General features: G+C 34.5%; 19 protein-coding genes. 16 read left to right on the top strand and 3 right to left on the bottom strand.

Annotation, left to right across the window (positions count from 1 at the left end; all coding sequences use genetic code 11):
• The first annotated feature begins 45 nt into the window (after positions 1–45).
• Entirely contained in the window at positions 46–2,577 is a 2,532-nt protein-coding gene (locus F5ESL0230_RS00740) for a M1 family metallopeptidase (protein ID WP_122021183.1), read from the top strand.
• A gap of 59 nt (positions 2,578–2,636) precedes the next feature.
• Here the strand turns inward: F5ESL0230_RS00740 and F5ESL0230_RS00745 are convergent, their stop codons facing one another.
• The gene (locus F5ESL0230_RS00745; RefSeq protein ID WP_122021184.1) at positions 2,637–3,848 is read right to left on the bottom strand and encodes a L,D-transpeptidase; all 1,212 of its coding nucleotides are present in this window, start codon (positions 3,846–3,848) and stop codon (positions 2,637–2,639) included.
• Between the two features lie 93 nt (positions 3,849–3,941).
• Between F5ESL0230_RS00745 and F5ESL0230_RS00750 the strand changes: the two genes are divergently transcribed.
• From F5ESL0230_RS00750 to F5ESL0230_RS00790, 9 genes are all read left to right on the top strand, one after another.
• Entirely contained in the window at positions 3,942–4,733 is a 792-nt protein-coding gene (locus F5ESL0230_RS00750; RefSeq protein ID WP_122021185.1) for a DUF4931 domain-containing protein, read from the top strand.
• A 95-nt stretch (positions 4,734–4,828) separates the two neighbouring features.
• Positions 4,829–5,443 (top strand): ECF transporter S component, encoded by a 615-nt coding sequence (locus F5ESL0230_RS00755; protein ID WP_122021186.1) that lies wholly within the window; start codon positions 4,829–4,831, stop codon positions 5,441–5,443.
• A gap of 122 nt (positions 5,444–5,565) precedes the next feature.
• Positions 5,566–6,318, top strand: a complete 753-nt coding sequence (locus F5ESL0230_RS00760) for an ABC transporter ATP-binding protein (RefSeq protein WP_122021187.1) — start codon at positions 5,566–5,568, stop codon at positions 6,316–6,318.
• Entirely contained in the window at positions 6,315–8,120 is a 1,806-nt protein-coding gene (locus F5ESL0230_RS00765) for an FtsX-like permease family protein (RefSeq protein ID WP_122021188.1), read from the top strand. The genes F5ESL0230_RS00760 and F5ESL0230_RS00765 overlap by 4 nt, the downstream gene beginning before the upstream one ends.
• Before the next feature lie 380 nt (positions 8,121–8,500).
• On the top strand, positions 8,501–9,688 hold the full coding sequence (locus tag F5ESL0230_RS00770) for an ABC transporter substrate-binding protein (RefSeq protein ID WP_122021189.1): 1,188 nt from the start codon (positions 8,501–8,503) through the stop codon (positions 9,686–9,688).
• A 30-nt stretch (positions 9,689–9,718) separates the two neighbouring features.
• Positions 9,719–10,597, top strand: coding sequence for a branched-chain amino acid ABC transporter permease (locus tag F5ESL0230_RS00775; RefSeq protein ID WP_122021190.1), 879 nt, complete (start codon positions 9,719–9,721; stop codon positions 10,595–10,597).
• 8 nt (positions 10,598–10,605) lie between these two features.
• Complete coding sequence (locus tag F5ESL0230_RS00780; protein WP_122021191.1) at positions 10,606–11,559, top strand: branched-chain amino acid ABC transporter permease; 954 nt, start codon at positions 10,606–10,608, stop codon at positions 11,557–11,559.
• Between the two features lie 3 nt (positions 11,560–11,562).
• The gene (locus F5ESL0230_RS00785; RefSeq protein ID WP_122021192.1) at positions 11,563–12,345 is read left to right on the top strand and encodes an ABC transporter ATP-binding protein; all 783 of its coding nucleotides are present in this window, start codon (positions 11,563–11,565) and stop codon (positions 12,343–12,345) included.
• Positions 12,346–13,056: an ABC transporter ATP-binding protein gene (locus F5ESL0230_RS00790; RefSeq protein WP_122021193.1), complete on the top strand. Its 711-nt coding sequence runs from the start codon at positions 12,346–12,348 to the stop codon at positions 13,054–13,056.
• A 58-nt stretch (positions 13,057–13,114) separates the two neighbouring features.
• On the opposite strand, the gene F5ESL0230_RS00795 is transcribed toward F5ESL0230_RS00790, so the two are convergent.
• Positions 13,115–13,759 (bottom strand): histidine phosphatase family protein, encoded by a 645-nt coding sequence (locus F5ESL0230_RS00795; protein WP_122021194.1) that lies wholly within the window; start codon positions 13,757–13,759, stop codon positions 13,115–13,117.
• A 22-nt stretch (positions 13,760–13,781) separates the two neighbouring features.
• Positions 13,782–14,414 (bottom strand): M57 family metalloprotease, encoded by a 633-nt coding sequence (locus F5ESL0230_RS00800; protein ID WP_122021195.1) that lies wholly within the window; start codon positions 14,412–14,414, stop codon positions 13,782–13,784.
• Positions 14,415–14,591: 177 nt separating this feature from the next.
• Between F5ESL0230_RS00800 and helD the strand changes: the two genes are divergently transcribed.
• The 6 genes from helD (at position 14,592) to F5ESL0230_RS00830 (ending at position 20,876) form a co-directional block, all read left to right on the top strand.
• On the top strand, positions 14,592–16,883 hold the full coding sequence (gene helD, locus F5ESL0230_RS00805) for an RNA polymerase recycling motor HelD (RefSeq protein WP_122021196.1): 2,292 nt from the start codon (positions 14,592–14,594) through the stop codon (positions 16,881–16,883).
• 9 nt (positions 16,884–16,892) lie between these two features.
• A complete protein-coding gene (locus F5ESL0230_RS00810) occupies positions 16,893–17,342 on the top strand; it encodes a GNAT family N-acetyltransferase (RefSeq protein ID WP_122021197.1) in 450 nt (149 codons plus the stop codon).
• A 148-nt stretch (positions 17,343–17,490) separates the two neighbouring features.
• Positions 17,491–18,405 carry a type I pantothenate kinase gene (coaA, locus tag F5ESL0230_RS00815; protein ID WP_122021198.1) on the top strand — a complete coding sequence of 305 codons (915 nt, stop codon included), beginning with the start codon at positions 17,491–17,493 and terminating at the stop codon, positions 18,403–18,405.
• Positions 18,406–18,436: 31 nt separating this feature from the next.
• Complete coding sequence (locus F5ESL0230_RS00820) at positions 18,437–19,423, top strand: ornithine cyclodeaminase family protein (protein ID WP_122021199.1); 987 nt, start codon at positions 18,437–18,439, stop codon at positions 19,421–19,423.
• 205 nt (positions 19,424–19,628) lie between these two features.
• Positions 19,629–20,201, top strand: a complete 573-nt coding sequence (efp, locus tag F5ESL0230_RS00825) for an elongation factor P (RefSeq protein WP_122021200.1) — start codon at positions 19,629–19,631, stop codon at positions 20,199–20,201.
• Positions 20,202–20,384: 183 nt separating this feature from the next.
• Positions 20,385–20,876, top strand: coding sequence for a PTS glucose transporter subunit IIA (locus tag F5ESL0230_RS00830; protein WP_158593042.1), 492 nt, complete (start codon positions 20,385–20,387; stop codon positions 20,874–20,876).
• The last annotated feature ends 19 nt before the right edge of the window (positions 20,877–20,895 follow it).

Consider the following 20,895-nt stretch of genomic DNA (forward strand, 5'->3'; position numbering starts at 1 on the left):
ATTTTGGTAAAATTTAGTAATAAGCTTTTTTCTAGGAGGTAAATTATGGCAACGAAACATTTTTATGAAACTTTTCATCCTGATCATTACGATTTATTCATTGATGTTAATCGAGAAAAGAAAACAATCGCTGGTACGTCAACAATAACCGGTGAAGTAATCGAAGATACTGTTTTAATCAACCAAAAGTATATGGAGGTTTCTTCAGTTAAGTGTGATGGTGCTGAAGTTCCATTTACAGTAAGTGATAAAGACGAAGCAATAAAGATTGACTTAGGTAAAAAAGGTAGCGTCAAGATTGAAATTGTTTATACTGCACCGCTAACAGATACAATGATGGGAATTTATCCGTCCTACTACATGATTGATGGTGTAAAGAAACAAATTATAGGTACCCAATTCGAAACCACAGCTGCGCGTCAAGCATTTCCCTGTGTGGATGAACCAGAAGCTAAAGCAACTTTTTCTTTAGCACTTAAGTATGATGAACACGAAGGTGAGACCACACTAGCTAACATGCCAGAAATAAAAGTCGAAAATGGTGTGCATTACTTTGAAAAATCTGTCAAAATGTCCAGCTATTTAGTTGCTTTTGCCTTTGGTGAATTACAATCTAAATTGACGAAGACCAAAGATGGTGTTGAAGTTGGTGTCTTTGCTACCAAGGCACACCAGGCTAAAGAACTGGATTTTGCTGTGGATATTGCTAAACGTGCAATTGAATTTTATGAAGATTTTTACCAGACTAAATACCCACTACCCCATTCATGGCAATTAGCTTTGCCAGACTTTTCAGCTGGTGCAATGGAAAATTGGGGCCTAATTACTTATCGAGAAGCAGCTGTTTTACTTGATCCAGATAATGCTACAGTTGAGCAGAAGTCTTATGTGGCAACGGTTATTGCTCATGAGTTGGCACACCAATGGTTTGGCGATTTGGTCACAATGAGATGGTGGGACGATTTGTGGCTTAATGAAAGTTTTGCAAACATGATGGAATATGTTTCAATAGATGCCTTAGAGCCTGATTGGCAAATCTGGGATAACGCATATCAAATTTCAGAAGTTCCCGCAGCGCTGAAACGAGATGCAACTGATGGTGTCCAATCGGTCCATGTTCAAGTTGAGCATCCCGCTGATATCGATTCATTGTTTGATGGAGCCATTGTTTATGCTAAGGGATCCCGCATGCTGGTAATGGTTAGGGCCCTGTTAGGTGATGATGCTTTACGCAAAGGACTTAAGTATTACTTTGACCAACATAAATATAGTAATGCAACCGGTGATGACTTATGGAATGCCTTATCAACGGTGACCGATTTAGATATTGGCAAGATTATGCATACATGGCTTGATCAGCCTGGCTATCCAGTTGTCAATGCACATGTTGATGAAAATGGACATTTAATTTTGCAACAAAAGCAATTTTTTATCGGTGAAGGTAAAGAAGTTGGTCGAACATGGGCAATTCCAATAAATGCAAATTTCAAAGCGCCACAAATTATGACGCAAACAGAACTTGACTTGGGTGAGTATAAACAACTACGTGCAGAAGCTGGTCATGCTTTGCGGCTTAATGTCGGTAACAGTTCTCACTTTATCGTTAATTACGATGAAAAATTAATGGCCGATATTGTGGCCAATCTTGAACAGTTAACTGCAGTAGATCAATTGCAGCTATTGCAAGATTTAGGTCTTTTAGCTGAAGGGGGCCAGATTTCTTATGCTGAAATTGTGCCATTACTACCTAAATTTGCTACTTCAAAATCTTATATTGTTATTAATGCCTTATTTAATACCGCCCGTGAATTACGTAAGTTTACTAATCCGGGTTCTGACGAAGAGCAGAATTTAAAAGCTTTTTATAATCTTTTATCTGAAAAGCAAATTGCTCGTTTAGGTTGGCAATCAAATAATGATGTAGGCGATGACGCCTTAGTTCGTCCTTTAGCCCTATCAGCTGGCTTATATGCTGAAAATACGCAGGTTATTGAAGGCGGACATCAAATTTTTGCTAATAATAAAAATGATTTAGTTAAAATTGCAGCGTCTATTCGACCATATGTTTTAGTTAATGAAGTTAAAAATTATCGCAAGCAGGACTTAGTTGACCACTTGATTAATGAGTATCAAGTAGCAGTTGATCCTTATTATAAGGCAGATTTACTAGCCGCTATAACAGCTTCGCAAGATATAACAGATATCAACAAGATAGTGGCAGATTTTGAAAATGCGGATGTTATTAAACCACAAGATTTACGTTCTTGGTACTTTAATATATTAGCTAATGCTAAAGGACAGCAGGCTGCTTGGGACTGGTTGCGTAAAGAATGGTCGTGGTTGGAAAAAACAGTTGGTGGTGATATGGAATTTACAACTTATATTACGGTAACTGCTAGAGTTTTCCATACCACAAATAGATTGCAAGAATTTACTAAATTCTTTGAACCAAAAATTAATCAACCAGGTTTAGGTCGTGAGATTCAAATGGATACTAAGGTAATTGCTACTAGGGTTAATTTAGTAGAACAGCAACAAGATGCTGTGAATAAGGTAATTAAAACGGTACTATCCTAAATAATTAGCTGGATAATAAAAAAGCACTATCAATTTGATAGTGCTTTTTATTATTAAATTTAATTGTAAATGATAACTGGTTCATGTTTGCTTATATTGCTCCATACGTGTTTGACTTCACTAGGTTTAATATTAACACAACCATGTGATCCACCACGTAAGTATGCTCTCTTACTCCAATCGCTACGCCAACTGGCATCATGAAAGCCACAACCACTTAAGGTGAATGGCATCCAATACTTAACTGGAGAAGCATATTTAGAGCCATCGTTGTTACGGCCACGTAAAGTTGCAGGAGATTGCTTATAATGAATGTACCAGACCCCTTCAGGTGTTACATTTGATTTGTTGCCAACTTTAGTTCCAGTAACAATGTCGTTTAAATGAACGGCAAGTTTACCATTTTTTACAACCCATAGTTCTTGTTTTTTTAAGGAAACTACAATATAGTTATTACCAATGCCATGATTAGTTTTACCGTATCCTAAACCATACGTGCTGTATCCTAAGCCATAAATATAATCTTTTCCATCTAAAGTTTTTGTCTCGTTTAAAAATGCCTGCTCAACAGCGGACTGGGCCTTCTTTACATAGATTCCCCAACCATAACTTTGATTTTTCACTGTAATTTTTTTACCAGATACTTGATTCCTAGTTGGGACAGCGAAGGTATAGTTTTGGTGGATTGTTGAAACAGCGCGGTCAATTTTATTTAGTTCAGCTACTAAGTTTTCGGAATTAGTAAAAGTATACTTCCCCTGCTTAAAGACGGCCTGATTAATTAGTTTTTTGGCTTCTAATTTATATGTTTTATTGGCAACTTTATAATTGACAATAGCGTCACTTACCGTTTGCATTTTTTTGTTAGCAGTATCTAACTCATTATTGGCAAATATGTAGTTCTGTTTACTCGGCATAGTAGTGTGTTGCTTTTTAAAAAAATTTGTTACTTGTTGTTTGTTAATTGTATCAATATTTGGGTCTCGTTCAGTGGAAACCTTGCCTTTTTCCAATACAATGACATTGTTTGCTTGTTTATTTATTTTTTTAGTAGCTTTGTTAATGGTTAACTTACCAACTTTTACGCCATAGATATTTACATTTGGATTAAAATGAGTCGTAGCAAACTTTTTAGCTTGCTCTTGTGCGGCAATATGGTTGTTATATGAAATAACTCCAAAAATAACGGCAAAGATTAATATAAATCCTGCCATGACTAAGTAAATATTATTGCGATTATTGTGTTTTTTTAGTTTTTTTCTTGATTGCATAAATTCACTCACTCTATAAACATAATTTTCAAAAGTAGTCGCAAATACATTTTATCATCTATTGTAGTAGTAGTAAAACATTAGGAGGGAATAATGAAAGATACTGAGCCCTTAGTCTTTGATTTCAAACTTGCTCAAGGGAAACCTAATTCTTACCAAACAACGGTAATTAATGATAGTTGTCCATTTTGCAAAGTAGATAATTTAAAAGATATCTATGTTCAAAAAGGTGAAATGATTTGGCTGCACAATAAATTTCCCACTCTCCAAGATACAACGCAAACAATTATCATTGAATCTGGTGATCATTGCGGTGATATTACAACTTATTCGTGTAAGTATAACCGAGAATTGCTGAATTTTGCTTTAGAATGTTTTCGCGATATGAATAAACAACAGTTTAACTCAGTTTTATGGTATAAAAATTTTGGCCCTGCTGCTGGTGGTTCATTGGTTCATCCCCACATGCAAATTGTGGGACTAAAACATAAAAATGGTTATAAGTATATTTCAGCAAGTAATTTTAGTGGCATCTCATTATTTGCTAGTAGTCATGTAGAAGTAAATATTGCCACGCAGCCAGTTCAAGGATATATTGAAATAAATATAAATTTACTTAGTTTAGCAACAATTGATTTATGGGCTGATTGGATTCAAATAGCAGCAAAATATCTCTTAACTGAATTATCAAATGGACGGTGTAAATCTTATAATTTATTTTTTTATCCCCGAAATGACAATGGTATATGTGCTAAATTAATTCCACGCTTTGTCACATCGCCTTATTTTGTTGGATACAAATTATCCCAAGTAGATGATAATGAAAAGCTGACCGAAGAAGCAGCAAAATTAAAAAAATTTTTTATTAGGAATCGGTCACATTAGATAAAGCGTAGTTTTTACTAAATATAATAAAATATGAGATTATTGTTGGTAAATTAAGTGAATTATGAATGATGTGATTATTTTGAGGAGAAAAAATGCAGAGAAAACAAACCAGAAATTTAGCAATTACTGCTTTATTTGTAGCAATTTTTTTGCTTCAAACTTTTGTGCCCAATATTGGTTATATTAGGATATTACCAGCCTTGCCGGCAATAACTACTGCCCCTTTAACAGTTGCTATTTATTCTTTATTAATGGGCCCCAGAGCTGGTGCCATCTTTGGCTTATTTTGGGGCGGACTTCGGCTTTGGTTAGCTATTACTCAACCAGGGGATATGGTCAGTTTGATGCTATTTCGTAATCCTATTATTGCAGTGCTTCCTAGTGTATTGGCTGGATTGTTTTCGGGTATGATTGGGCAGGCATTTGCACAAAAATCTAGCAGAATTAAAGAATTAAGTTATATAGGTGCCGGTGCGATAGCTTCTTTAACTAATACAATTATGGTTATTTTATTGACTAGTATTATTTTCATGCCCAATTCTACCCAACTCATTGGTTATCTGGGGAATTTCGGCCGTAATATACCATTAATTGAGGTGCTGTTTCTTGCATTAGGTCTGAATGGGTTAGTTGAAATGATTTTTACGGCCATTGTAACGCCAATAGTTGTTTCACCGCTATTAAAAGTTTTACATCGGCTTAGTTAGTGCTTTAAAAATATTTTTTCAAAGGGTCTTTCACAAAAGAAAGGCTTTTTTTTAATTTATTGACAAATTTTACCAGTTATCTTATTGTATTAGATAAATAATACAATAATGAGGTGGAAATAATGACAATGATTCTACAAGTGGATCATGTGACCAAGGTCTATGGCCAATCGGGTGAAAAACAATATCGAGCATTAAGACAAATTGATTTTACAGTTGATGCTAGTGAATTTGTAGCAATTATGGGGGCTTCTGGGTCAGGGAAAACCACTTTACTTAATATGCTGTCAACGCTAGATAAGCCTACTTCTGGTCATGTTTTTATTGACGGTCAAGATAATAGTGAACTTAAGGGCGATAAATTAGCCAACTTTCGTAGTCAGAAGATAGGTTTTATTTTTCAAGATTTTAATTTATTAGAAAATTTGACCAATGAAGAAAATATTGCCTTACCACTATCTCTGCAGGGGGTGACAGTTAAGCAGATTAATCTTTTGGTTGAACGAATTGCTACCAGATTGAAGATCAATCCAATTTTGGCTAAATATCCAGCAGAAATATCTGGTGGTCAAAAACAGCGAGTAGCAGCAGCTCGGGCTTTAGTACATAATCCGGCGATTTTGTTAGCTGATGAACCAACGGGTGCACTAGATTCAAAAAGTGCCAGAGAATTACTTGAGACAATGGCAGACTTAAACCAAAATGATCAAGTAACCACTTTAATGGTTACGCATGACCCATTTGCTGCTAGTTTTGCTAGTCGTATTTTATTTATTAAGGATGGAAAAATTGGTAATCAATTAGTTAAGGCTGATCAATCTCGAAAGCAGTTTTATCATTTATTAATTGATCAATTGGAAACAGGTGAATTATGATTTGGAAATTATCTTTAACAGGAATTAAGAAACGTTTTAAAGATTACTTAGTACTGTTTTCTGGTTTAATTGTTTCCAGCATGATTTTTTATATGTTCTTATCTATTGCCACTAATCCAGCTTTTCTTGCACATGATGTGAAAGTAGAAACGAGTATTGTAAAATTTATCTTTGCTTTTGGAATCATTCTTTTAGTACTTGTTACACTTTTATATTTAATTTATGCTAATTCATTTTTGCTGAGTATGCGTGAACATGATTATGGTATGTTTATGATGTTAGGTGCAAAAGGTAAGTGTGTCGGCTTAATTGTTTTTTTGGAAACATTTTTTACGGGCATCTTGGCTACGGGAATTGGAATCCTTCTTAGCTTTGGGTTAACAGCAGTTATTAGCAACTTATTAATTAGTAAGCTTAAACTGGCAATTCTTCATTTTCAGGTAATATTACCAAGTGCTATTTTAGGAACAATAGGCTTCTTTATCGCTGTTTTCCTTTTTTGTTCTATAAGGAATGTTCATAAATTAATTCGTACGCCGCTTATTAGATTATTAACTGAGAATCAGCAGCCAGTTAAATTAAAAAGGCAACCACTAATTCGCCTAATTGAAACAATTTTAGGTATTATTTTATTAGCTGTAGGCTACCATGTTATGTCTTTGCCTTCTAGACAAGTTCATATCATTATTTCTACGGGATTCGTTACGATAGTTTCAGGTTCATATTTTATTTTTGCTGGCTTTTTCAATCTAATTATAACTTTTTTGAGTAGGAAGAAAAATTTTGCTTATCATGGTTTGCGTATTTTTACTTTGGGGCAATTGAAATTTCGTTTGTATGAGTATACGCGAATTTTAACTTTAATTTCGCTGCTTTTTGCGTTAGCCCTTGGTGCAATTACTGTGGGTTTAAATTTTGATACAGTAAAAGAAGTCGCTAAGCAAAGTACCTATTATGATTCAGTTGTAGTCAGCGGTAAGCCAGAAGTTAAAAAAGAAGTCGCTAAACTAAATATTCAGGCAAAACAAACTTATAATTATAAGGAAACAAAGCGATATCTTTATTTTAAGCAAACTCAGTTTAAAGATAATCCGCTTAAAGAGCTCAAATTTTATCTAAAAAATGAGCAGCCGTTATATAAAGTACAAAAATTACCGACACATGAATTAGCGCATTCGGGTACTGCTGCTAATAATAATCTGAAAGATATGTTAATTAATGGCAGCGAGAAAAAAATTCGCTTGGTTTCACAAACTAAATGGCAAAGGCTACAAGGTAAGCGTAGATTTATAACTTTACTGAATGTTAAAGATTTTGATTATGATTATCCAATATTATTGCGAATTCAAAAATTGCAGTTACATGAAAACCCAAAGTATTCCGCGATTTATGATAGAAGTAAGCCAAATAATTATCAGCTACTAATTAATTTAGCTAGTGGGTTTGAATTTATGGGCTTTTTCTTAGGGATTGCTTTTTTAACTATGCTTGCTTCGACTTTAATGTTTAAGGTTTTGAATGAAGCTAGTAGGGATAAGGCCCGTTATCAAATGTTGAATAAAATTGGAATTAGAAAGCAAATACTTAAACAGTCAATTAACTATGAAATTGGGACTTTATTTTTATTGCCAGCTAGTTTGGGAATAATCGACGTTTTGTTTGGTTTACAACTTTTCCGCAGTTTATTACCAGATCCGTATCATAATATCTGGCTACCATTTATAATTTTTGGCATTTTATACTTGTTATATTATCTTTTGACCGTCAAGTTATATAAAAAAGTGGTATTGGATTATAAATAAAGCGTATCTAAAAAGGTAACATATCATGTTACCTTTTTTAGATAGCAAAAAATAATTTAATATTTAAAAATAACTTGACAATATAATAATTATTACTTATAATTCTAAATATTAAATTAAAATTATTGGAGGTTACTTTAATGAAAACTAAATATTTTAATATTCAACCAAACATTGGAGTAATTGCCATCATAAACTTAGTAGCCGTGTTGATTATTTGCTGTAGGACTTAATTCAAAAGAAATTACTAGTGTAGTTTAAGTTTGTTAAGTCCTTGTTTGCATTTTATGAATGGGGCTTAACTAACAAATTAATTAAGCCTCATTCAGTTCAATGAATGAGGTTTTTTGATGGCTAACAGTCAATAAAAAGGAGAAAAAATGAAAAAAATTAAAAGAATACTGGGTTTGATAACGCTAGCAGCCATGATGCTAACGGGTTGTAGTATTGCAAAAAACAATAACAGTAGTGGAACTCACCAAGACAAGGAGACAATTAAAATTGGTGTCAATATGGAACTGTCCGGCGCAACTGCTGGTTATGGAACTGCAGAAAAGCAGGGTATTCAATTGGCTGCTTCTGAGATAAATAAAGCTGGCGGAATTAATGTTAATGGGCATAAGAAAAAAATTAAGCTAATTATTCACGATAATAAATCTTCAATTGCTACGTCTGCTTCTGTAGGGACTCAATTGGCTACTAAAGATAAGGTAGCAGCAATTGTTGGCCCAGCAACCACTAATGCTGGTACAGCACAAATTCCTAATATTACTAAGGCGGCAGTTCCTTTTATTAGTCCATCTGCAACTGATCCAAGTTTTACCCTACAAAAAAATGGTAAAGTCCAGCCTTATGTGTTTCGGACTTGTTTTCAAAATAATATCCAAGGTGAAAATGCTGCCAAGTTTGTGACAAATAAATTAAAAGCGAAGAAAGTAGCAATCTATGCAGATAATTCAAGTGATTATGGTACTGGCTTAGCCAAAGCTTTTAAAGAAACATATAAAGGGAAAATAGTTGATAGTCAAACTTATTCAGCGGGTGATAAAGACTTTAATGCAGTGTTAACTTCTTTTAAAGCTAAAGGCATCGATGCTATTTATGTGCCGGGCTACTATACTGAAGTTGGTTTAATCATTAAACAAGCCCGGCAAATGGGGATTAAGGTACCAATTATTGGGGGCGATGGAATGGTCGACCCTAAGCTTGCGCAGATTGCTGGTGCGCAAAATGCAACTAATATCTATTACACTACACCGTTTTCAACCCGCTTAGCAGCAAAAAATCCAGTCGCAGTGAAATTTATGATTGCCTTTAAGCAGCGTTACAAGGTGGGTACTTCAGCTTTTTCAGCTTTAGCCTATGATGCGGTTTATATGATTAAGACGGCTATTGAAGAGCAAAAAGCTGATGATTCGACTAAGCTGACTAAAGGATTAGCTAATATAAAAGATTTCAATGGCGTTACAGGCAAGATTACAATTAATAAGACACACGATCCAGAAATGCCAATTGCAATTGAAGAGATGACTAATGGAAAAGTAAGTAATTCATTTAGTGTTAAGTAAGATTAAAGCAAAGTTAAAGGAGTGATTAGTTTGCAAACTTTTCTTCAACAAATTATCAATGCACTATCACTAGGATCAATCTATGCCTTGTTGGCCTTAGGGTACAGTATGGTCTACGGGATTATTAAATTAATTAATTTTGCTCACGGTGATATTTATATGCTTGGCGCATTTACAGCCTACTTTGTAATTAATATCTGGCACGTCAATTTTATGACTGCTCTTTTTGCAGCAATGGCAATTAGTGCACTTTCAGGGGTATTGATTGAGTATTTTGCTTATCGACCATTACGTAAATCACCGCGTATAGCAGTTTTGATTACAGCTATTGGAGTTTCCTTTTTACTTGAAAACGGAATGTCATATTTGGTGGGTTCAAACGCCCGTAGTTTTCCACAAGTAATTGCCCAGGTTAACTACAGTATTGGGGGTATTTTAATCTCTAATATTCAGATTTTAATTTTAGGGATTGCTTTAATTTTAATGGTTTTATTGCAACTAATTATTAAAAAAACTAAAATGGGTCGCGCAATGCGGGCTGTTTCGGTTGATCCAGATGCAGCTGAACTAGTTGGTATCAATGTTAACCAAACAATTTCGTTTACTTTTGCATTAGGATCAGCATTAGCAGGCGCAGCCGGAATTTTAATTGGAATGTACTATAATTCAATTGATCCGCTTATGGGAATGACACCGGGTATTAAAGCCTTTGTAGCTGCTGTTTTAGGTGGGATAGGTTCAGTTCCAGGGGCAGCTTTCGGTGGCTTTTTAATCGGAATTTTAGAAACACTTTTCCAATCAGTTGGACTGTCTGCGTATAAGGATGCAGTTGTGTACCTAGTATTGATTGTAATTTTGCTCTTTTTACCAGCGGGTATTTTTGGCAAAAATATTAAAGAAAAGGTCTAGGTGGCAAGATGAGAGCAAATTGGAAATATATATTATCATGGCTAATAATGATGATTGCCGGTTTTTACTTAATTAATATCTTAATTATGGTTGGCGTGATTGATAGTTTTATTGAGAATATGCTGGTAATGATTGGTATTAATATTATCTTAGCGACTGGACTTAACTTAATTATTGGTTTTAGTGGGCAATTTTCACTGGGGCACGCCGGCTTTATGGCAATTGGTGCTTATACTACTGCAATTATTACGCAACATTTTGACAGTGAATTGGGTTTTATTATCTCCCTTATCGTGGGAATAGTACTAGCAAGTATCATTGCCCTAATTGTAGGTACAGCAACTTTTATTCGACTCAAAGGTGATTATTTAGCAATCGCTACTTTAGGTGTGGCGGAAATTATTCGTAATATAATTAATAATTTAAAAATTACCGGTGGCTCAGCTGGGATGTTCAATATTCCCCCACTAAGTTCATGGCCAACCGTTTATATCATGGTTTGTTTAACAACAATTGTTTTATTAAACTTTATTCGTTCGCGAAATGGTCGAGCAATTAAAGCGGTACGTGAAGATGAACTTGCTGCCGAAGCAATGGGAATTAATACAACAAAGTGGAAAGTGGAAGCCTTTATTCTAGGTGGAGCTACAGCAGCGATTGCTGGCAGTATGCAAGCTGCATACGTTCAAACAATTTCTCCTTCTAATTTTGGTATTATGGAATCTATTTCAATTCTAGTAATCGTTGTTCTAGGTGGTGTAGGCAGTATGACGGGAACATTTTTAGCCGCGATTGTTTTAGGAATTTTGGATACAGTCTTACAAAATTTTGGTGCACTTCGGATGGTTATTTATGCTATTGCCCTTATTTTAATTATGCTCTTTAAGCCATCTGGACTTTTAGGTAACTGGGAATTTTCTTTTAAAAAAATTATACCGACTAATAAGAAAGAGAGGGACTAGGGCATGGAACACTTATTGCAAGTTGAGCATGTGGTTCGTAAATTTGGCGGATTAACAGCTGTTGATGATGTATCGTTTTATCTGAATGAACATGAATTGGTTGCTCTAATTGGACCTAATGGTGCCGGTAAGACCACCTTATTTAATTTATTGACGGGCATGGTTTCAGCAACTAGTGGCGTTATAGATTTACAAACTAATAAGCAAAAATATGATTTGACTCATAAAAATGCAACGCAAATTGCTGATTTAGGCTTGTCGCGTACTTTTCAAAATATTAGACTATTTAAAAATTTATCAGTAATAGAAAATGTTTTAACAGCGATGACTAGTAAGTATAAAGAAGGGTTCATGACAGCTGTTTTACGCTTGCCTAGTTTTTACAGAACCGAACAAGAAATGAAAAGTGAAGCGCATCAATTATTGAAAATTTTTGACTTATCCGCTGAGGAACAAACGTTAGCTAAAAATTTACCTTATGGGATACAACGGCGTCTAGAAATAGTTCGCGCTCTAGCAACACATCCCCAAATTCTCTTTTTAGATGAGCCAGCAGCTGGAATGAATCCAGAAGAAACAGCAGATTTAACCGATTTGATTAAATATATCCAAGAGCAGTTCAAAATTACTGTATTGTTAATTGAACATGATATGTCATTGGTAATGAATTTAGCGCAAAGAATTTATGTGCTTGATCAAGGGAAAGTTTTAGCATCTGGAGAGCCGGCGCAAATTAAAGCAAATCCTCAAGTGATCAAGGCATATTTGGGAGAAGGTGCTGATTAGATGGCAATGTTAGAAGTTCAAAACTTATCTGTAAACTATGGTGTCATTCAAGCTGTTAAAGGAGTTAGCTTTAATATTAATCAAGGTGAAATTGTGACCCTGATTGGGGCAAATGGTGCAGGAAAAACGACAATAGTTAAGACTATTTCTGGTTTGTTAAAGCCCAAAAGTGGGGAAATTATTTATCAAGGAAATGAAATTCACCGTAATAAAGCCCCCCAAATTGTCCAAGCCGGTATTTCACAAGTTGCGGAAGGTCGTCATATTTTTGCTGGCATGACCGTAATGGAAAATTTACAGCTAGGTGCTTTCTTACAAAAAAATCGCGCCGAAATTGAACATAGTTATGCTGAAATTTTTGAAAAGTTTCCTATTTTGAAAAAAAGACGTAATCAAGATGCAGCAACATTATCTGGTGGCGAGCAGCAGATGTTAGCAATTGGGCGCGCGTTAATGGTTAAGCCTAAGCTACTCTTACTAGATGAACCTTCAATGGGGTTATCCCCTCTGTTTATTCAAAAAATTTTTGCAATTATTAAGGAATTAAATGAAAAAGGAACGACAATTTTATTGATCGAGCAAAATGCTAAGCAAGCTTTAGCGATTGCTGATCGCGGGTATGTTTTGGCTACGGGCACGATTCAGTTGTCTGGAACGGGGCAGGAACTACTTACTAATCCTGAAGTACAAAAAGTTTACTTTGGCGGCTAGTTATTTTTGCAAATAGCCAAATAATCTAAAAAACCAGGGCAATTATGTCCCTGGCTTTTTAGATTTTCATTTTATTATATGAAATAACTTTTTGACTTGAATCAGTCATATGCATGATGGTGATTGATGCGTTGCGTGGTCCGACACTAATATCATAATCCCCAAAGCGTGCGGCAATACTGCGAATTGTAAAACCATGGGTAACCAGCAAAATATTTTCTGCACCATCAAGTTGATGGATTAGTTTAAGGCCCTGATCAAGTCTTGACCAATATTCTTTAGCATTTTCTGCTTCGTGAAAGGGATCAGCTTCTTTAATCCAATCCTTGATGGTGTCAATCGATTCGTTTTTAAAAATGTCATAATGGTTCTGATAGCCATGTGGTCCACCAATCATTTGCCAAGCCATATCTGTATCCATGCCTTCGAAATAGCCATAAAATTGTTCACGAAATAAGGGTGTTGCTAGATGTTGAATTTCGTCGTGATTAATGTTGTGCTTAATAATAAAATCGCAGGTATCATTAGCTCGTTTTAAATCACTAGATAAGGCAATATCAAAGGGGATATTTTTAAGTATTTCACCTGCATGTTCGGCTGTGGCAACACCTGTTTTGGTTAGCGGTGTATCACACCATCCTTGCATTTTATTATAACGATTTATATAAGTTTGACCGTGGCGTATAATGTAGATTCTTTTCATGATTCTTTCCTTGCACTTTTAATTATTTATGATAGAGTTTCTTGGCATTGGCAATATCAATTGGCTCGATGGGATAAAGTGACTGGGTAGGATACATCACTGATTTTTTTATATTGTTATGTTTAAGACCAATTGCATGACCTAATTCGTGCTCAACTGTATTGACAATCCGATCATAATTATAATAGTAATTAGAAAAGTTTTGTAAATAATAGATATTTAAGTTAACAGCTGCTTCATATAGAAAGCCAGTTTTAAGATAATATTGAAAGGTGGTAAAACCGGCATAGTTAGTGTAGGGATGATATACCTGACTAATTGTAATGTCGGCCTTTTTCTTATTTTTAGTTTTACTGAATGTAAAGACTCTAGTTCTATTCCATGCACTAATTGCATCATTAGTGGCAGAAATCATGTCTGGATTATCATTTAAATCGATGTAAACTTTGGCTCTAGGCTTTTGCCAACGCCAGTGATTGCCGATAACGGCTTTAGTTTTACTATTTTTACTAGTCTGCTTTGACTTTCGCGCATAAACAACCTGGCTATTGCATTTAATAATTGATAAACTTTCATCAAAAATAAAATTGCTCAAAATTATCACAGTCATGAGCGCACAAGTTAATTTGACTAGAAAATAGTTAAAACTTTTCATATTACTCAACTCCAATTTACTTTAAATAAAAAATGCCAATGCTATTAATCAAATTATAAACATAATTAGATTAACTTTCATGATTTTTCATATTTTTTACAAATAAACTAAAGAATTATATATTAATCCGATTTCATGTTAAAATAATATGCAAGTTTTGAGAAAATAGGTGACCTTATGACAAATGCGATGGATGATAAAGAGTTTGAACAAAATCATCTCAAACAAATTTTAAAAATGATTAGAGCCAAAAAGTCTGAGTTGTCTTCATCAATAAAATCTGCTGCGGGAGAAGCTAAGGAACTTAATTCTCACTTTTATGATGATGTAAAATTAGATTATGATGGTTATTCTACGTCAATGGAAACAGCCTTGTCTATTCATCAGCAGCAGCAATTGCTTGATGAACGTGAAAACGCTTGGCAACATGCGGCTAAACAGTTGGGAATTGTGCAAAAGCTAGAGAAGCGACCTTATTTTGCGCGCGTAGATTTTAAAGAAAATGGCCAACAATTAGAGACTATTTATATTGGGTTGAGTTCATTTGCAGATAAGGACAACCATTTTTTGATTTATGACTGGCGTGCACCAATTTCTTCAATTTATTATGATGGTAAGTTGGGGCAGGTTTCTTACATGTCACCTGAAGGTGAAATTACAGTTGAAATGAGTAAAAAACGCCAGTTTATGATTGAAGACGGTAAGATTATCAACATGTTTGATACCGATGAATCAATTGGTGATCAGATGCTTTTAGAGGTACTAGGGGAAAAATCTAGTACGCAAATGAAATCAATTGTTACAACAATTCAGCGCGAACAAAACAAAATTATCAGAAATACTAGCGCGGATTTACTTTTTGTTCAAGGAGCAGCTGGTTCAGGTAAAACATCAGCTATTTTACAAAGAATTGCCTATTTGCTATATCGTTATCGTGGTAATTTGAAAAGTAGCGATGTCATTATGTTTAGCCCTAATCAGTTGTTCAATGACTATATTAAAAATGTATTACCCGAAATGGGTGAACAAAATATGGTTCAAATGACCTATTGGCAATTTGTGGCTAGACGCTTACCAGGCATGGAGGTAGAGAATTTATTTGACCAGTTTGAAGATCAGGTTGCTGATTCGGCAATTAGTCGTTTGAAAGATTCGGCGCACTTTTTTAAGCTGATGACTCATTATGCTAAATATCTTAATCAACATGGGGTCGTTTTTAAAAATATCTATTTTCGTAATCAAAAGCGTCCTTTTTTTGATAAAGAAAAAATCGGCGAAATTTATTATTCATTCAACGAAAATTATAATTTAAGTAATCGAATTGACGCAACACGTGAAGAATTAATTAAGCTTCTTAATCGAAAGATTAATACTGAAGCTAAGAAAAATTGGGTGGCCGAAGAAATTCAAAATTTAAGTCGTGAACAATTAATGCAATTATACGATCATCCAGATCAAGAATTTGAATCAGAAGAAAAAGAAGAAAAATTCTTAAGCCGAAAAATTGTAATTAAGTCCTTAAATAAGGTGTTTCAGCAGATTAAGCGCAATAATTTTATTAACATGCGTTTACAATATCTCAATTTCTTACGGGCGGTACCTAAAATGACTGATTTATCCAAGTGGGGAATTAGTTTAGCCGATTGGTCTAAGCATATTATAAGTGTAAAAGAAAGTTTTACTAAGCATTATATCCATATGAATGATGTTTCAGCATATCTTTACTTATATGATTTGTTAACGGGACGACATGTTGACTATGAAATGCGCTATGCTTTTATTGATGAGATTCAAGACTATACTCCCTTCCAATTATGTTATTTGAAATATAACTTCCCACGGGCCAAATTTACCATGTTGGGTGATCTGAATCAGGCTATTTTTACTAAAGATGAGAGTAGCACTTTGCTGAAACAAATTAGTAATTTATTTGATCCTAAAAAAACCACTGTGGTGCAGTTGACTAAGTCATATCGATCAACCAAACAATTAACGGACTTTACTAAGCAAGTTTTGCGTCAAGGTGAGAAAATTGAATCGTTTAATCGACAAGGACCAAAACCTACTCTGTGGCAAAGGTCAGATAGTGAAGCTATCCATGTCTTAACCGAAATTCTTAAGCAAAATAACATAGATAAACTGACTACGGCAATTATTACGAAAGATTTAGCTAGTGCGCAAGTTGTTGCTCAAAAATTAAAAGCCAATGGAACTAAAGCAGTTTTGATTGCTACAGCCAATCAGCGGTTAGTTGATGCTACGTTAGTCATTCCATCCTATCTGGCCAAAGGCTTAGAATTTGATGCCGTAATTATGTGGGATGCTTCAAAGGATAATTATCATAAGCTTGATGAAACACAACTAGTTTATACAATAACGTCACGGGCAATGTATAAGCTTGATATTATTTATACGGGTGAAAAAAGTCCCTTGCTCGATGTTGATCAACATACTTATATTGAAAAGTAGGTAGCATAAATGATAGATAGGAAAGATTTTTCATTTAAAAAAATTGCTGATATGTCTGGACGTGAAATGTTCTGTATTGAACGCTTACGCGCAGATACATTTGTTTGTGAACAAAAAATTATTGATCCCGAGCTTGACGATCAGGACCTAGAGGCAATTCATGTTTTTCTTTTGAATCAAAAACAAACTAGGGCATTAGCGGTTTGTCGTATTTTTGTAGAAAATAATAAGTGGATGCTAGGTCGAGTTGCTGTTGATAGTAATTTACGTGGGCAACATCTTGGTGCAGAAATGATGGCGCAAGTACATAAATACTTAAGACAAAAGGGGATAAGCCAATTATATTGTCATGCCCAGCTGCAGGCTAAGCCTTTTTATGATTCTTTGGGCTATCAGGCACAAGGTGATGTATTTGATGAAGCTGGTGTAAAACATATTATGATGTATTACAATTTATAAATAAAAACTCGTATATCGATACGAGTTTTTATTTTGGAAAGAAACTATTCTATAAGACTATTCAGTTTTAGTTAATGTTTTAGCCTTTTAAAATGGGGGGCTATTTTTGTTTTATAATAGAATAAAATAAATTTAGGGAAGCATATTAATGAAAAATTATTTACGTTTTAAGCGGGACGAATGGGCGGCATTATCCCCTGAAAGCAAAGTCCAAGTCACACCGGAAGAACTTACAAAAATCAAATCCTTAGGTGACGTTATCAATTTAACTGATGTTCAAGAAATTTATAGTACATTAGTTTCATATCTTTATTTAATGTATCAAGAAAAATGTTCCTTACAGCAAAAGCAACGTGAATTTTTATTGCAAAAGGTGGATACTGCACCGTTTATTATTGGTATTTCTGGATCAGTTGCGGTTGGTAAATCCACTATAGCTCGCCTTTTACAGATACTCTTAAGCCGAACGTATCCTAGTTTAAAGGTGCACTTAATGACGACAGATGGCTTTATTTACTCTAATCGCGAATTAAAAAGACGTAATTTGTTTGAACGCAAGGGTTTTCCCGAAAGCTATGATATGAACCTACTTAGTGATTTTCTGCAAGATGTATTAGGTGGAAAAAAGGAAATAGCTTACCCATTGTATTCGCAAGAGTTAAGTGATATTGTTCCAGGTAAGTATGGTCATGTAAAACGACCTAATATTCTGATTATTGAAGGTATTAATACTTTGCAATTACCAACTAATGGTCAAATTGTAACCAGTGATTTTTTCGACTTTTCGATTTATGTTGATGCACAAGAAGAATTAATTGAAAAATGGTTTATGCAGAGGTTTATTCGGGTGTTAGAACTCAATAAAAATAATCCAGATAATTTTTATTACAAAATGGCCAACGGTCCACGGCAAGATGCTTTGCAACTGGCACAAGATACATGGCAGATGGTCAATTTGGTTAATTTGCGCGAATATATAGCTCCGACTAAACAGCGTGCAGGCTTGATTTTACATAAAACTGCTGGTCACATTATTGATCAAATTTATCTTAAACAAATCTAGCTTATAAAGTTTAATTATCAAGGAGAATATAATGTTAATTTTGACAAAAAATGATATTGAAATGTGTTATTCAATAAAAGATTGTATCAGTGCAGTACAGGATGCCTTTGAATATTTTTCTGCAGGCAAGGTTGATGTTCCCCTAAGAACCCAAATTGTTAAAAGCAACGGTAAAGATAGTTTTTTATGTATGCCAGCTTTTTGTGAAGCATATAATGCTGCTTGTGTAAAAGTTCTGAACATGTTTCCCGAAAATATTAATAAGGGTAGATCATCGATAAATGCCCAAGTATTAAATATTGATACTCAAACTGGTGAAATTAATGCAATTTTGGATGGTAATTATGTGACACAATTACGAACGGGCGCTGCATCTGGTGTGGCTCTAAAATACCTTGCTAAAAAAGATTGCCATAAGGGAGCCTTAATTGGGACGGGTGGTCAAGCTGCTACGCAGTTAGAAGCAATGTTGCTTATGTGCAAGCCAGCGTTAGTTCAAGTTAGTGATTTAGATTTTGCAAGAGCAACAAGATTTGCACAAGAAATGCAGCAAAAATTTGCTAAATATCAGACTAAAATTATGGCGGTTGAATCAGCTAATACTGCAATTAAAGATGCTGATGTTATTATTTCAGTGACGCCTTCAACTACACCGGTTTATGATGCTAGCTATATTAAAGCAGGCGCAACTATTTGCGGTGTAGGTTCTTATCAGCCACAGATGGAGGAAACTCCAGCGGAGTTAGTAACTAGGGCTGATAAAATTTATTTTGATTCGCAAGCGGCAGTTTTAGCTGAATCTGGTGACTTGATTATTCCTTTAAATAAGGGGTTAATTTCGCAAGCCAAGCTTACTGGCGAAATCGGTCGTGTAATTAGTGGCGAACTTGTAGGACGTGAAAATGATCAAGAAGTAATTTTCTTTGAAACAGTAGGAATAGCTGCGCAAGATTTAATGACGGCTAAAACAATTTATCAAAAAGCTGTTGAGCAAAAAATTGGTAGTAAGCAAAATTGATTATATTAAAGAAGTAAAAATAGTAAAAAGTAAAGTAGTTAATGTCTGCCATAATTTAACTATTTTTGTAGCGAGAAGGACAAGTTTGCTATAATTAATTAGATGAATAAGATTTATTTATGATTGATTAAAAAACTTATATTGCCTCCAGCGAGGACTTAGTTATTTTTAGTCATTTCTAATTAAGCATTTAAGGAGTAAAAAATTGGTACAGGCAATTAATTTGAAAAAGGGTATGGTTTTTAATCAGGATAGTAAGTTGATACGGGTCTTAAAAGCTAACCATCACAAACCAGGTAAAGGAAATACCGTTATGCAAATGGATTTGCGTAATATTGAAAGTGGAGCAGTAGTTCATAAAACAATGCGACCGACGGAAAAGGTTGAACTAATTGATATTACTAAAAAAAATGCCCAGTTTTTGTATAATGAAGGGGATACTTATACCTTTATGGATTCAGAAACTTACGAACAGTATGAAGTTACTAGTGAAAAATTGGGTGACGACAAGCTTTACTTAATTCCTAATATTCAAGTGCAACTTGAATTTGCTAACGATAGTAACCTTCTAGGGGTCGAACTTCCAGCAACAGTAGTAATGAAGGTAGTGCATACAGAACCTGGAATTAAGGGTGCCACAGTCACTGGTACAGGTAAACCAGCAACTATGGAAACTGGTCTAGTTGTGCAAGTTCCTGATTTTATTAAAGATGGAGAAGAATTGGTAATTAATACGGCTGAAGGTGTATATAAGTCAAGAGCTGAAGTTGGAAAATAATCTTTGATATAGATTGGTTATTTTAATAATAGCGCTTGCATAAAATAATATTTTAGGTATAATTATATATATAAAATATTAAAAATGGATTGTTACTCTTTGAGGCATTACCATTAGATGAAGTACTTCGTGTGCTTCCTAATTAGTAGTGTTTTAAAGAGTTTTTTGTTTTGGAGGAAAATTTTGTTTAAATTTTTAAAGAAAAAAAAGCGAGAATTTAAAATAACAGCACCGGTTTCGGGGACCTTAATTAACCTTTGCGATGTGCCTGATCCTGTTTTTTCACAAAAACTAATGGGTGATGGTTTCGCAGTTAAATTGAATAAAGATGAGGAAATTATTCATGCTCCGATAGAGGCAAAAGTTGTCTCCTTACCTGAAAGTAAGCATGCAGTTGGATTAGTTACTGCTGATGGTGATGAAATATTGCTTCATATTGGAATTGATACGGTCAATTTAAAAGGGCAAGGGTTTACGGCTAAGGTTAGACAAGGTGACAAAGTTAAGCAGGGGCAAGCACTTATTAGGTTAGATCGTGATATTTTAGCTAAAGAAAAAGCAGATTTAACAACGATGGTTATTTTAACTAAGCTAGATTCTAATCATCAAAATTGGGATTTTGTTAAAGAATTTGGTGACCAAATAACTGAACAAGATGAAGTAATTAGGCAATAACATTTATGTAATTTAGGGG

This window comes from Lactobacillus sp. ESL0230, from assembly GCF_003692805.1.
GTDB lineage: Bacteria > Bacillota > Bacilli > Lactobacillales > Lactobacillaceae > Lactobacillus > Lactobacillus bombicola.